This is a genomic window from Nonomuraea monospora (genome assembly GCF_039531895.1).
Taxonomy (GTDB): Bacteria; Actinomycetota; Actinomycetes; order Streptosporangiales; family Streptosporangiaceae; genus Nonomuraea; species Nonomuraea monospora.
On record NZ_BAAAQX010000041.1, the window covers coordinates 17,412 to 30,919 of the forward strand.

Consider the following 13,508-nt stretch of genomic DNA (forward strand, 5'->3'; position numbering starts at 1 on the left):
GTCCAGCGGCCGGTGACGCGCCACACCCGCCGCGCGATCGTTGCACACTGCTGTCCTCCGACACGGAACAGGAGCCACGTTGACCGCATCGAACACTCCCGGAACCACCTGGCCCCGGCTGCGGGCCGGCGACCACGTCGGCATCGTCTCCCCGGCCAGCTTCCCCGACGCCGCCTCGGTGGCGGACCTCATCGGAGTCCTGCGAGGCTTGGGGCTGGCGGTGAAGGTCGGCGCGCACGTCCTGGACCAGCGGGGCTACATGGCGGGGCACGACGCGGACCGGCTCGCCGACCTCAACGCCGCCTTCGCCGACCCCGAGATCCGGGCCGTCGTCACCACCAGGGGCGGCGCGGGCGCCTACCGGATCATCGACGGGCTGGACCTCGACGCCATCCGCGCCGACCCCAAGCCGCTCGTCGGCTTCAGCGACATCACGTACCTGCACCTGGCCATCTGGCACGGCTGCCGGGTGCCCGTCATCCACGGCTGCCTGGTCGGCGAGAACGCCGTCGCCACCGTCAAGCACCTGCTCACCAGCACAGAACCCTCGGTGCGGCGCCGCAACCCGCACCTCATGTCGGTGGCCGCCGAGGTGCCGGGCCGCGCCACCGGCTACCTCATGGGCGGGCACCTCGGCTCGATGGCCGGGATGGCGGGCGCGGGGCTGCCCCGCCTGGACGGGGCGATCCTGCTGATCGAGGCCGAACGCACCGTCGGGATCGGCCAGATCGACCGGCAGCTCACCCAGCTCATCCGGTCAGGGGCGCTCGAAGGGCTGCGCGGGGTCGCGCTGGGCCGCTTCCCCGGGTTCGAGGACTACACGGACCGGGGCTGGAACCTCATCGACGTGCTGCGCGACCGGCTGGTTCCGCTGGGCGTCCCCGTGCTCGGCGGCCTGGAGCTCGGCCACGGAGCCGACCCGCACGCCGTCCCCCTCGGCACGACGGCCGAGCTCGACACCGGCAGCGGCACGCTCGTCCTGCAGCCGCCCGCGAGGTGACGCAGGCCCGCGACGGCCGTCGTAGCATGGCGTGCCAGCCCTGACCGCCCGAGGAGGAGAGCCGCGTGGCCCGCCCGAAGACCAGCCCGCGCACCGTGGACAACCCCCCGGCCGCCGAGGTCACCCTGCAGCAGTTCCTCGAAGCGGTCGCCGACCCCGTGCGCCGCTCGATGATCGCTCAGCTCGCCGTCGCGGGGCGCGACCTCAGTTGCGGGACCTTCGACCTGCCCGTCTCCCGATCGACGGCCACCCATCACTTCAACGTGCTGCGGGAGGCGGGCATCATCCGGCAGCGCTACGAGGGCACCACCAAGATCAACAGCTTGCGGCCCGGTGATCTCGACGGCCGCTTCCCCGGGCTGCTCGCGGCCGTCATCGACGCCTGCGTCCGCGAGAACGGCCAGGTCACGGCCGCGACCTGAGTCAGGCCAGTGCCGCGATCTCGATGCGCGTGTGGTCGGCGCGCGCCACCAGGCAGGGCAGCACCACGCCGCCCTTCTCCAGGCGTTCCCCCATGGACGAGGTGAGCCGGGTGGTGCGCTCGATGTCGTACGGGCTGCCCGACTGAGGGGTGACGCGCAGCCGCAGCAGCCAGATGTAGCGGCCGTTCTGCTTGTTCGACGTCTGCTCGGCCCCCAGGACCGTCGCGTCGCACGGCACCGCCGCCGCCCGCTCCTGCGCGGTGAACGTCCGCAGCGCGGCCGACTCCAGGCTCGCGAACGAGAGGGACCCCATCGTGAGCACCCCCGCGCCGAGGAACAGGAACGTGGCGCTGACGTACGCCCCGGCCCGCGTCTCCGGCTTGCGCCGCAACCTGACGAACAGCACCACGCCGACGATCGACGCGATCACGGCGAGCGTCCCGAAGACGGTCGATCCCATCCTTGCTTTTCCTCCCGCTGAGTGGCGGGCCGCCTGGCCCGTGCTTACGGCGGTAGTGGATCAGGCGCCGCTTGCACGGCGGCTGCAGCCCTCATGATCGGTGGACGACCTCTTTCTTGGAGCGCCCGGGATAGACCACGATCAGATGCCACTCGGCGGGCAGCAGGCCGACGCTGTCCTCATCGGCCCGCGCGTACACGCGCACCCGGTAGTGTCCTCGCCCGTCGATCGCCAGGTTCGGCAGCGCCTGCCCGGCCCCTACCTCGCCGCCCGGCCGCAACACCGGCACCGTCAGCCGGCCGCTGCGGCTGGCGACGCCCACCTCGGCCACCTCCTGCCACCCCTTGAGCCGAAGCGGCGGAGCCTCGCCGAACGCCTTGACGGTCACGCAGAGGCCCCGTCCGGTGATCGTCCGGACGGCCACCCCGGTCTCCTCGGCCGCCAGCAGCCCGTCGTGGTCGTGGTCGACGCCGTCCTCGTTGTCCGGGTCCCGGTCGTCGGCGAGGTGGTAGCCGCCGCTCTCCGAGGTGAAGTACGCGGCCGTCCCCTGCTCGCGGGCCCGCACCCGGGGCCACGGGTCGCGGCAGGCGGCGTTGCTCGCGGCGACATAGTCCGCCTCGTCGGCGGCCAGCCGCTCGTCCGAGGGGCGCAGGTCCGCGCCGCCGACCTCGTCGGGGCACAGGAACACCAGCGCGCTGTCCAGGCCGTGCAGGTTGATCGTGAAGTCCCCGCTGCGCAGCCACTCGTCGGCTCTGCGCCAGCCCGGCTGGGCGCACAGGGCCCTGCCGCGCGCCAGGAGGGCCCGGTCGGGCTCGCCCGCGGGGAACATCGGCCCGCCCGCGTCCCGTACCAGGCAGAGGAAGGCCCGCTCGCGGTCCTGCGCCCGCGTGCCGTCGAGGCCGCGCTGCCGCTGCGTCCAGGCGGGGCAGCCGAGGTCGTACGGGCGGGCACCCGTCAGCCCGCCGGCGGAGCCGGTCAGGACGGCCAGCAGGACGGCGGTGACGACGCCGGCGGCCATCCGCGACCGGCCTGGTAAGACCCCCAGCGTGGACATCACCACAACCTACACGCGCCGCCGCGCCGGCTGACGCTGCCGCACGACCGGGAATCCGGCCCGTTCGGCATGGGCGCGCCGATGACGGTGCTGATCGGCGGGCTGTGGGCGCGGGCGTTGTGGCAGAGCCTCCGCAGGTGTGGCAGAGCCTGCGCGAGCCGGTGGCGGGCCTGGGCATCACGGCCTCCGGTACGCGGCACGCTGACCGCACCGGCCAGCCGATTCGTCGGCGTCGCCATACTTCGGCACAATTGCCGTCGTGCGAGTTGGATTGCTTGGGCCGTTCGAGGTCCGGAACGGTGACGGGGCCCCGGTTGAGGTTCCCGGGGCGCGGCTGCGGGCCCTGCTGGCCGTGCTGGCTCTCGAGCCTGGGCGGATCGTCACGCGGTCGAGGCTGGTCGACTGGATCTGGGGCGAGCAGCCGCCCTCGGACGAGGTGAACGCCCTGCAAGCGCTGGTGTCGCGGCTGCGCAGGGTGCTGCCGGACGGCGTGATCGAGGCGGAGTCCGGCGGGTACCGGCTGGCGGTCGCCGCCGATGACGTGGACGTGTGCCGCTTCGAGCAGCTCGTCAGCCAGGCCCGGGCGGCGGAGCCGGCGGCGCGGGCGGAGCTGCTGCGGCCGGCGCTGGCGCTGTGGCGCGGCCCGGCCATGGCGGACATCGCGCTGCGCGACAGCGAGGCGTTCGACGCCGTGGTCGCGCGGCTCAACGAGCTGCACGTCGCCGCGCTCAGCGACCGGGTGGACGCCGACATCCGTCTCGGACGCGGCTCGGAGATGGTCTCCGAGCTGACGGAGCTGGTGGCGACGTACCCGCTGCGGGAAGGCTTCGTGGCCGCGCTGATGCGGGCGCTGGCCGAGGCCGGGCGCGGCAACGAGGCGCTGACGCTGTACCAGCGCACCAGGGAGCGGCTGGCCGACGAGCTGGGCGCCGACCCGTCGGCGGAGCTGTCGGCGCTGCACACCGCGTTGCTCCGCGGCGAGCTGGGCGAGCGCGCGGACAGCGGCAGGACGAACCTGCGCGCCGAGCTGACGAGCTTCGTCGGCAAGGAGGAGGACGTCTCCACGGTCGCCGGGCTGGCCGTCAAGCACCGCCTGGTCACGCTGACGGGGCCGGGCGGTTCCGGCAAGACCAGGCTCGCCGCCGAGACGGCGCGGACCATGCTCGGCGAGCTGCCGGACGGCGCGTGGCTGGTGGAGCTGGCCTCGGTACGGGCCGGTGGCGAGCTGGCGCAGGCGGCGCTGACCGCGATCGGCCTGCGCGACCAGGGGCTGCTCGGCAACGCGCGCGGCGGCGACACGATGGACCGGCTGATCGCCGCGGTGCGGGAGCGCGCGATCCTGCTGGTGCTGGACAACTGCGAGCACGTCATCGAGGCGGCGGCGGAGTTCACGGACCGGCTGCTGGGCGAGTGCCGCAGGCTGCGCATCCTGGCCACGAGCAGGGAGCCGCTGGGCATCACCGGCGAGGTGTTGTGGCAGGTCGAGCCGCTGGCGCTGCCGGAGAAGGGCGCCGCGCCCGCCGACGTGCTGGCCTCGCCCGCGGTGCGGCTGCTGCGCGACCGGGCCGAGCTGGTGCGCAAGGACATCGGCTCCGACCCCGCGACCCTGGCGGCCATGGCGCGGATCTGCGCCGCGCTCGACGGGATCCCGCTGGCCATCGAGCTGGCCGCCGCGCGGCTGCGCACCATGTCGGTGGATCAGCTCGCGCGCCGGCTCGACGACCGCTTCCGCCTGCTGACCAGCGGCAGCCGTACGGCGCTGCCCCGGCACAAGACGCTGCGCGCGGTCGTCGACTGGAGCTGGGACCTGTTGAGCGAGGCCGAGCGCGGCGTGCTGCGGCGGCTGTCGGTGTTCTCCGGCGGGGCCAGCCTGGAGGCGGCCGAGCGGGTGTGCGGGGGCGAGGTGTTCGCCGGGGAGCTCGTCCTCGACGTGCTGACCGCGCTGATCGAGAAGTCGCTGCTGCTGGAGGACGGCGCGGGCGCGCCGCGTTACCGGATGCTCGACACCATCAGGGAGTACGCGGCGGACCGGCTCGCCGAGGCGGGCGAGAGCGAGCCGGCGCGGCGGGCGCACCTGGCGTACTTCACCGAGCTGTCGGAGACGGCCGAGCCGCACCTGCGGCGGGCCGAGCAACTGGAGTGGATGGCCAGGCTCGCGGCCGAGCACGACAACATCGTGGTGGCGCTGCGCGGCGCGATCGCCGAGGGATGGGCCCTGGAGGCGATGCGGCTGGTCGGCGCGGCCGGCTGGTCCTGGTACCTCGGCGGCGACAGGGCCGAGGGCACGGAGCTGAGCATCGCGGCGGCCTCGCTGGAGGGCGAGGTGCCCGACGAGGTGCGGGCGCTGGCGTACACGATCGTGACGGTGTTCGTGACGTCCGGGTACGGCGACCAGTTCACAGCGCGCGAGTGGATCCAGGAGGCGCACCGCTACATCCAGCGCAGTGGCGGGTCCAGCGGCCCGCTGCTCGGGTTCGTCGTGCCGCTGGAGCGGATGTTGCAGGGGCCGACGGAGTTCCTGCCCGCCTTCGAACCGCTCATCGCCGCCGACGACCCGTGGGTGCGGGCGCAGGCGCGGCTCGCCCGCGGCCGGCTGCGGCTGTCGCTCAGCGGCGACGAGACCGACGTCGACACCGACGCCGAGATCGCCCTCGCCGAGTTCAGGACGCTGGGCGACCGGTGGGGGATCTCGCTGGCGCTGATGTTCCTGGCCGACCGGCTCGCCATGCGCGGCGAGTTCTCCCGCGCCTGCGCCTTCTACGACGAGGCGGTGGTGGCGCTGAGCGAGCTGGGCGCGACCGAGGAAGTGGTGGTCCTGCGGGCGCGGCAGGCCCAGCTCTACTGGCTGCTGGGCGACGAGCGCTCCAGCGCGTCCGCACTGGAGGGGGCGCAACTGGGCGCGGGCGGGATCACCTGGCCGGACGCGCTCGCCCAGCTGGAGATGGCCAAGGCGCACCTGGCGCGCTGGCGTGGCGAGCCGGAGCAGGCGCGGCAGCACCTGGCGACCGTGCAGGGCATCCTGGTCCACACGGAGCTGGGCGAGGGGGTCGGCGCCGGAGCCCTGAACCTGTACGGCTACCTCACCGACGACCTGGAGGAGTCGCGCGCCCACCGGGCGGCGGCGTTCGAGACCGTCGTGGACCACGCGTTCCCGCCGCTGATCGCCGAGATGCTGATCGGGATCGCGGACCTGGCCCTGCGCAGGGGAGAGGACGAGCAGGCCGTACGGCTGCTCGCGGCGAGCGAGGGCGTGCGCGGCACCGTGGACCGCTCGCAGCCGGACGCCGCCAGGATCGCCGAGGAGGCGCGTGGCCGCCTCGGCGAGAGCGCGTACGCCGAGGCGGTGCGGGCCGGCCGGGAGCGGGACTGGCGCGAACTGGCCGAGACCACGCTCGCGGCGGGCTGAGGGGTCAGCCGCCCGGGGTGACTATCTAAGGGTCAGCGGGGCGGGGTGACGAACTCGGGCTGGTCGAGGACGCGCAGCCAGCTCCCGTCCGGCTGGCGGCGCACGACCTGCGCCCTGGCCCCGGCCCCGTCTCTCGGCGGGGTCGAGGTGAGCGCGAGGTCGCCGCTGACCAGGGTCGGCAGCGGCTCCTCGGCCTCGAAGCGCGGCCGGTTGGCCAGCACCTTCTCCCAGAGCGCCTGGATGGCGGCCCGGCCCACGGTCCGGCTGCCCGGCGGGTAGGCGAGCACCGCGTCCTCCTCGTAGAGCGCGGCCACCCCGGCCGCGTCCCCGGCGTTGGAACGTTCGACGAACAGCCGGGTGATGTCCTCCGGCCGCATGGCCTTCTCGCTCATGGTGGTTTCTCCAATGTCGTGTTGGGGTCGTCTCCAGCCTGCCGAGAACGGATCTAGAAGTCCAACAGCTAGTTGTGATCGCATCCATAAGCCTCGGTTATGGATGTCGTGTCAGCGCGATGACGGCCTCATGTCAGCGCCGTCAGGAAGGCTGAGCAGCACCTGACTTCGCCGGACGAGGACCACCATGACTGAATCCCCCTACACCCTGACGACGATGCCGGCCGAGCGGGCCGCAGGATGCCCGTTCGACCCGCCCAAGGAGCTCGTCGAGGCGCGCGAGCACGGCCCCATCAGCCGCTTCCCCTTCCCCAGCGGGCACCAGGGCTGGCTCGTCACCGGCTTCGACCTGGTGCGGGCGGTGCTGGCCGACCCGCGGTTCAGCTCGCGCAAGGAGCTGATGAAGCAGCACCCGCTGGTCGACTACGGCGACATCGAGGTGCCGCCCGCCGCGCCCGGCGAGTTCCTGCTCATGGACGACCCCCAGCACAGCCGCTACCGCAAGCCGCTGGTCGGCAAGTTCACCGTGCGGCGGATGCGGCTGCTCACCGAGCGCGTGGAGCAGATCACCGCCGAATGCCTGGACGCCATGGACAAGGCCGGGCCCGGAGCCGACCTGGTGACCGCGTTCGCCAAGCCCATCCCCGCCATCGTCATCTGCGAGCTGCTCGGCGTGCCGTACGAGGACCGCGACTCCTTCCAGGAGAACGTCGACAAGTTCATGAGCGGCGAGACCAGCGACGAGGAGCTGTACGCCGCCTACACCGCGGTGCAGACCTACCTCGGCCGGCTCGTCGCCGCCAAGCGCGCCGACCCCACCGACGACGTGCTCAGCGACCTCACCGACAGCGACCTGACCGACGAGGAGCTGCGGGGCGTCAGCCTCATCCTGCTGGCGGCCGGGCTCGACACCACCACGAACATGCTGGCGCTGGGCACGTTCGCGCTGCTGCGCAACCCGGAGCAGCTCGCCGCGCTGCGCGCCGACCCCGGGCTCGCCGAGCCGGCCGTGGAGGAGCTGCTGCGCTACCTCACCGTCGTCAAGCAGTCCCAGCGGATCGCGCTGGAGGACGTCGAGCTGGGCGGCCAGACGATCAAGGCGGGGACGACGGTCATCCTGTCGTACAACACCGCCAACCGCGACCCCGGGCGTCACGCCGACCCGCACGTGCTCGACCTGAGCCGGCAGGAGGGCGGCCACCTGGCGTTCGGGCACGGCATCCACCAGTGCCTGGGCCAGCAGCTCGCCCGCGTCGAGATGCGCGTCGCGTTCACCGCGCTGCTCGCCCGCTTCCCCACGCTGCGCCTGGCCGTGCCGGCCGAGCAGGTGGCGCTGCGGCCGGAGACCGCGGACGTCTACGGGGTCAAGAGCCTGCCGGTCACCTGGGACGCCTGATGCGACGGTCACCTGGAGCGGTGCGGGCGCGGCGGTCAGGCGCCGGTCGCCTCGGACGTTCGAGGCGCGGGCGGGGCTGTTAGGGTCTGGTGCCGTGCAGCAGACGCGTCTCGACACCGAGCGGATCCGGGCGGCCCGCCGGTCGATCGACCCCCTCTTCCTCGACTCCCCCCTGTACCGCTGCGAGACGCTGGACCCCGAGCTGGGGTGCGCCGTGAGCGTCAAGCTCGAAACGGCGAACCCGGTCCGCAGCTTCAAGGGCCGGGGCACCGAGGTGATCGCTAGCGAACTGGCCGCGAGCGGCTCGCGAGCCGCCGTGTGCGCCAGCGCGGGCAACCTCGGCCAGGCCCTCGCCTGGTCGGGCCGCGGACGCGGGCTCGACGTCACCGTCGTGGCGTCCCGCTTCGCGCCCGTGGCCAAGCTCGACCGCATCCGCGCGTTCGGCGCCCGGCTGGAGCTGGTGGACGGCGACTTCGACCAGGCCCGCGACCGGGCGTCGGAGATCGCCCGCCGCGACGGCATCCGGCTGGTCGAGGACAGCCTGGACCTCGAGACCTGCGAGGGCGCCGCCACCATCGGCCTCGAACTGGTCGAAAGCCTGGCGAAGACGCCGTTCGACACCGTCCTGATCGCTCTCGGCGGCGGGGCGATGGCCACCGGCATCGGGCACGTCATGAAGGACCTCGCGCCGGGCGTCGAGGTGATCTGCGTGCAGCCGCTGGGCGCGCCGGCGATGACGTACTCCTTCCACAAGCGGCAGGTCGTCACCACCGACTCCACCGACACCATCGCCGACGGCGTCGCGGGCCGCCGCCCCATCCCGGCCGTGCTCGACGACCTGCTCCTGGTCGCCGACGACGCCGTCCTCGTCCGCGAGGAGTCGATCATCGCCGGGATGCGGCTGCTCCTCGGCCACGCCGGCCTCGTCGTCGAGCCGTCGGCCGCGCTGGGCGTCGCGGCGATCCTGGAGGACCGCGACCGGTTCGCCGGACGGAACGTCGTCACCGTCGTCTGCGGCAGCAACGTCGACGTGGACGCCTACCACCGGTGGGTCGGCTAGCGACCGCACATGGCCGCGATGAAGGCCCCGATCAGGTGCTGCCGGTTCCGCGGGACGCCCGTGACGTACACGGTCGCCGCGCGCCCGGCCCGGTTCCTGCCGCTGAACACCGCGGCCCCCGGCATGTCACCGGCGCCGAAGTACACCTGGCCGCAGCCCGACTCCATCCGCGCCACCCCGTAGCCGTACCGGGCGCCCGCCGGCCAGCCCTCCTCCTCGACCGGCACCGTCTCGGCCGTCAACGCGCCCAGCGGGGCTCTGCTCCAGAACCGGTTGAGGTCGCGCGGGCTGGAGACCAGGCCGCCGCTGGGCCCGAACGCGTACGTGGGCAGCCGGTCGGTCAGATCCACCTCGCCGTCCTGCGGGCGCGCCGGATGCACCCCGTAGGTGTGGGCGTGCGGGCCGCGGATGCCGTAGTCGCCCTTGACCGGCCAGTACGTGTCCCGCATCCCGTACGGCTCCAGCACCAGCTCCCGGCTCGCCCGCCGGAAGTCCTTGCCGGTCACCTCGGTCACGACCATGCCGAGAACCAGGTAGTTCGTGTTGGCATAGGCGAACGAGCCGCGCGCCGTGGGCTCGCGCGACAGCGCCACCCGCAGGAAGTTCGGGAACGGCTCCTTCCACTCGATCGCGTCGAGGAACTCGGGCAGGCCGCTGGTCTGCTGCAGCAACATCCGCACCGTGATCCTGCGCCCGTCGATCGCCGCACCGTCCCCCGTGCCGCGCAGCACGCCGGGCAGATACCGCTCCACCGGCGCGGCCAGGTCGAGCTTCCTCTGCTCGGCCAGCCGCAGCACGGTCACGGCGATGATCGGCTTGCTCATGCTGGCGATCCGGAAGCGGCCCTCGGGGCCGGCCATCGGCCTGCCGGTGCCCCGCCGCGCGGTGCCGGCACGCAGGGTCACGCTCGTGCCGTCCACGGCACGCACCTGGCTCAGCGCACCCGCCATGCCGTCCTCCTCGACGAGCAGGTCGAGAGCGGACCGCGGCGAGGAGGCGGCGGCGAGAGCGGGAGCCACAGGGGCGAGGATCAGAACGCCGGCGACGGCGGCGGCGAGCAGTTTCGACATGACTCCACTGTGGCGTGAAGATCACCCGAGATCAGTCACGCCTGCCAGCCTCCCGGGGTGGGGTGTTCCCTACCGTGACCCCTTGCCCAGCCCCGAGGTCACCACGTCGATCAGCAGGTCGTACGACTCGTCCACGTCCTCCGGCAGCCCGAACCCGCCGCCGGCCTCCAGCACCGAGAACCCGTGCATCGCCGCCCGGATGCAGCGCGCCGCGTGGATCGCCTCCGCGTCGCTCATCCCGTACGCCCGCAGCGCCGCCAGCACGATGCCCACCAGCCGCGCCTGCGCCTGCGCCAGGCCGGGATCGGGCGTCTGCAGCAGGGCCGAGTAGCGGCGCGGGTGGCGCAGGACGTACCCGCGCCAGCTCTCCATCAGCGCCCGGACCGCCTCGCCGCCCGACCTGCCGAGCACGGCGGCGCTCGTCTCGTCCGCCATCTCGCTCATGATCCGCACGGAGAGCAGCTCGCGCAGCTCGGCGAGGTTGCGCACGTGTTTGTAGAGGGACGGGGTGGCCACGCCCGCCCGCGCGGCCACCGCCGACAGCGTCAGCCCCGGCTCCCCCTCCTCGTCCACCAGCCCGAGCGCGATCTCCACCACGGCTTCACGGGACAACGCCGCTCTGGCCATCCACAGCCCCCTTCTCGTCTCTCGCCGGTCACTTCTTCAGGAACCCGAGGATCGCCCGCGCGACCTCGGCGGGGTACTGCGCGTGCGGGTAGTGACCCGCCCCCTCGATCATGACGACGCTGCCCACGCCGGGCGCCATGCCCGCCACGATGCCGTTCGCCTCGGCCTCGGGGTCGGCCCAGTCGGGGTCCTGCGCGCCCATCACGATCAGCGCGGGGGAGCGGACGCCCGCCAGGTGCTCGCCCGCGTCGGCCGGCGCCGACTGCCCCATCGTGGCCACCACGGCCATCCGGCCGGGCCGGCGCAGGTCGGCTTCGAGGGCGGTGACGTACGCGGTGTAGTCGGCGGGCTTGACGCCGGGGTAGGCGACGTCCAGGTAGCTCTTCCACAGGCCGGTGCTCTTGAAGATCGCGGCGCCCATCAGCCGCAGCATCCCCTTGCGGTGCCGGGAGTTGCTCAGCAGCCCGCCCACGTCGATCTTCTGCGCCCGCGTGAACGGGCCCAGCTCCACGATGGCGCTGACCAGCTCGGGGTGCCGCGCCGCCACGATGGTCGCGGCCCCGCCGGAGAACGAGTGACCCACCACCACGGCCGGCCCGCCCAGGTGCCGGATCAGCGCGGCGAGGTCGCCGGCCACGTCGGTGCGCGTGTAGGAGGGCCAGCCGGTGCTCGACTCGCCGTGGCCGCGGATGTCCAGGGCGGCGACGCGGTAGCCGGCGTCGGTCAGCAGGGGGGTCAGGTGGCGAAAGGCGCTGCGGCCGTTGCCCATGCCGTGGGCCAGCACGATCAGGGGGCCTTGCCCTGTCACGTCGTACGCCAGCCGTCCACCGTCGACGGTGAGAAACTCGGTCATCTCTACCTCCAGGCTCAATTCAGTAGCCCTGAGGCTAATGCCATTAGCCTGTGAAGTCAAACGTAGCGCCTTCACCCTCACGCCGGAAGGAACCCGCCGCAGGCGCTAATCTCTTCGTCGTGGCGGACACGACTGCAGACCTCGCACTCCCCGCGGCCCTCGCCGAAGTGGCCGGGATCGGCTTCGAGTGGGAGTACGACGAGGAGACGGACGAGGACCGTGGCTGCGACTTCCAGCTCTACCCCCAGTTCGAGGCCCCCGACCGGACGGCGTGGTGGTGGCGCCTGTGGACCGGCAACCCCGGGGTGGACGGCGGGGAGTTCCGCTTCTTCGGCACCACCGGGGCGGGCGACTACACCGGCTTCTGGCTGACGAGACCGGGCGCGGAGATCACCGGCCAGCCCGTGGTGCACATCGGCTCCGAGGGGGAGCGCGACGTGATCGCCCGGGACCTCGGCGACCTCCTGTGGCTGTTCGCCGCCGGTCTGGGCCCCGGCGAGGCGGCCAACGACCCCGGCGCGTCGGCGGAGCCGAACGAGGCCTTCCGCGCGATCGCCGAGCGGTACGCGCCCGGCCGCGGCCGTCCGCCCGCCGAGATCGTGGCCGCCGCGCAGGAGGAGTTCCCGCACTTCTCCGACCTCATCGACGGGATGTGCCGCTGATCAGGGCTTGCTCGTCAGGGCGAGCCGGACCGCCAGGCCGATCAGCAGCGTTCCCGACACGTACTCCAGGCAGCGCCGCACGGCGGGCCGCCGCAGGAACCGTTCGGCCGCGCCGACCAGCCGCACCACCCCCAAGTACCACGCCAGGTCGATGACGGCCGAGGCCACGGCCAGGAGCAGCAGCATCGGCAACGCCGGAGCGCCCTCGGGCACGAACTGCGGCAGGAACGACAGCGCGAACACCCCGGCCTTCGGGTTGGCCAGGTTGGTCAGCAGGCCGGACCGGTAGCAGCTCCACAGCGAGGGCATGGCGGGCGCGGCCACGTCCTCGACGGAGCCGCCCCCGGAGCCGCGGCGCGCCTGCCACAACATCCGCCCGCCGAACCAGACCAGCACGATCGCGCCGGCGATCCGCATCACGTCGAAGGCGACCTCGGAGACGAGCAGCAGCGCCGACAGGCCGAACGCGGCGGCCAGGCACCACACCAGCCAGCCGGTCTCGTTGCCCAGCACGGTCGCCACCCCCGCCGGACGGCCCGCGCGGATGGTCTGCCGCAGGATCACCACCGTGGTGGGGCCCGGCATCATGGACACCAGCAGAGAAGCGATCGCGAAGGCGATCATGCCGCTCAGCATCGCCACGTCACCTCCTCCAGGAGGAACTCATCGTCGAGCCGGAGCGGGCGAACGGAACCACGCCGCACCCCGCTGCGTGTCCATGTACTCGCGGACCCGCTTGATCAACCCGGACTCCAGCTCGAACACGAAACAGTACTCGTTGTCGTAAGGCCCACCATGGCTCAGCGTCGCCAGCAACCGCATCTCGACCACCACCACGTCCCCATCGGCGTGGAAGCCGCCGAACCGCAGCGACACGTCATCGACGAACACCGTCGAGAACTCTTCGCTCAGGAAGCGCACGATCCGCTCCCGGCCGATGAGGTGGTGTGTCCCGTCGAGGGCGAGCGACGTGGCGTTGCCCGCCGGGGCGAGCCATTCCGCGTCGGGCGCGAAGACGGCGCGCACCTGGGCGGCGTCGCGGGTGGCGAAGACCTTCCACGCGTCGATGACGAGTTGCTTGTTCGATACGGAGCTCATCGCGGCGA

At 73.0% G+C, this 13,508-nt stretch carries 14 protein-coding genes; 6 read left to right on the top strand and 8 right to left on the bottom strand.

From position 1 onward, the window contains the following. Positions 1–79: 79 nt before the first annotated feature. The gene (locus ABD331_RS48970) at positions 80–1,000 is read left to right on the top strand and encodes a S66 peptidase family protein (protein ID WP_344491974.1); all 921 of its coding nucleotides are present in this window, start codon (positions 80–82) and stop codon (positions 998–1,000) included. A 65-nt stretch (positions 1,001–1,065) separates the two neighbouring features. Then, positions 1,066–1,422 (top strand): ArsR/SmtB family transcription factor, encoded by a 357-nt coding sequence (locus ABD331_RS48975; protein WP_344491978.1) that lies wholly within the window; start codon positions 1,066–1,068, stop codon positions 1,420–1,422. Position 1,423: 1 nt separating this feature from the next. Here the strand turns inward: ABD331_RS48975 and ABD331_RS48980 are convergent, their stop codons facing one another. Beyond that, complete coding sequence (locus tag ABD331_RS48980; protein ID WP_344491981.1) at positions 1,424–1,882, bottom strand: hypothetical protein; 459 nt, start codon at positions 1,880–1,882, stop codon at positions 1,424–1,426. Positions 1,883–1,973: 91 nt separating this feature from the next. Further along, on the bottom strand, positions 1,974–2,936 hold the full coding sequence (locus tag ABD331_RS48985; RefSeq protein ID WP_344491984.1) for a hypothetical protein: 963 nt from the start codon (positions 2,934–2,936) through the stop codon (positions 1,974–1,976). Positions 2,937–3,195: 259 nt separating this feature from the next. Between ABD331_RS48985 and ABD331_RS48990 the strand changes: the two genes are divergently transcribed. Further along, entirely contained in the window at positions 3,196–6,342 is a 3,147-nt protein-coding gene (locus tag ABD331_RS48990) for an AfsR/SARP family transcriptional regulator (protein WP_344491987.1), read from the top strand. Between the two features lie 32 nt (positions 6,343–6,374). Here the strand turns inward: ABD331_RS48990 and ABD331_RS48995 are convergent, their stop codons facing one another. Then, the gene (locus ABD331_RS48995; protein ID WP_344491990.1) at positions 6,375–6,734 is read right to left on the bottom strand and encodes a YybH family protein; all 360 of its coding nucleotides are present in this window, start codon (positions 6,732–6,734) and stop codon (positions 6,375–6,377) included. A 187-nt stretch (positions 6,735–6,921) separates the two neighbouring features. On the opposite strand from ABD331_RS48995, the gene ABD331_RS49000 reads away from it, so the two are divergent. Together ABD331_RS49000 and ABD331_RS49005 are read left to right on the top strand one after the other, a co-directional pair. After that, positions 6,922–8,130 carry a cytochrome P450 gene (locus ABD331_RS49000; RefSeq protein WP_344491993.1) on the top strand — a complete coding sequence of 403 codons (1,209 nt, stop codon included), beginning with the start codon at positions 6,922–6,924 and terminating at the stop codon, positions 8,128–8,130. Between the two features lie 94 nt (positions 8,131–8,224). Then, positions 8,225–9,190: a threonine ammonia-lyase gene (locus ABD331_RS49005; protein ID WP_344491996.1), complete on the top strand. Its 966-nt coding sequence runs from the start codon at positions 8,225–8,227 to the stop codon at positions 9,188–9,190. On the opposite strand, the gene ABD331_RS49010 is transcribed toward ABD331_RS49005, so the two are convergent. From ABD331_RS49010 to ABD331_RS49020, 3 genes are all read right to left on the bottom strand, one after another. Continuing rightward, complete coding sequence (locus ABD331_RS49010) at positions 9,187–10,260, bottom strand: serine hydrolase domain-containing protein (protein ID WP_344491999.1); 1,074 nt, start codon at positions 10,258–10,260, stop codon at positions 9,187–9,189. The genes ABD331_RS49005 and ABD331_RS49010 overlap by 4 nt on opposite strands. A 69-nt stretch (positions 10,261–10,329) precedes the next feature. After that, positions 10,330–10,887, bottom strand: coding sequence for a TetR/AcrR family transcriptional regulator (locus ABD331_RS49015; RefSeq protein WP_344492002.1), 558 nt, complete (start codon positions 10,885–10,887; stop codon positions 10,330–10,332). A 28-nt stretch (positions 10,888–10,915) separates the two neighbouring features. After that, positions 10,916–11,740, bottom strand: a complete 825-nt coding sequence (locus ABD331_RS49020; protein ID WP_344492005.1) for an alpha/beta fold hydrolase — start codon at positions 11,738–11,740, stop codon at positions 10,916–10,918. Between the two features lie 119 nt (positions 11,741–11,859). Between ABD331_RS49020 and ABD331_RS49025 the strand changes: the two genes are divergently transcribed. Continuing rightward, positions 11,860–12,402, top strand: a complete 543-nt coding sequence (locus tag ABD331_RS49025) for an SMI1/KNR4 family protein (RefSeq protein WP_344492008.1) — start codon at positions 11,860–11,862, stop codon at positions 12,400–12,402. Here ABD331_RS49025 and ABD331_RS49030 read toward each other — a convergent pair whose 3' ends face one another. After that, complete coding sequence (locus tag ABD331_RS49030) at positions 12,403–13,038, bottom strand: LysE family translocator (RefSeq protein WP_344492267.1); 636 nt, start codon at positions 13,036–13,038, stop codon at positions 12,403–12,405. Positions 13,039–13,065: 27 nt separating this feature from the next. Then, the gene (locus ABD331_RS49035; RefSeq protein ID WP_344492011.1) at positions 13,066–13,500 is read right to left on the bottom strand and encodes a nuclear transport factor 2 family protein; all 435 of its coding nucleotides are present in this window, start codon (positions 13,498–13,500) and stop codon (positions 13,066–13,068) included. Between the last annotated feature and the right edge of the window lie 8 nt (positions 13,501–13,508).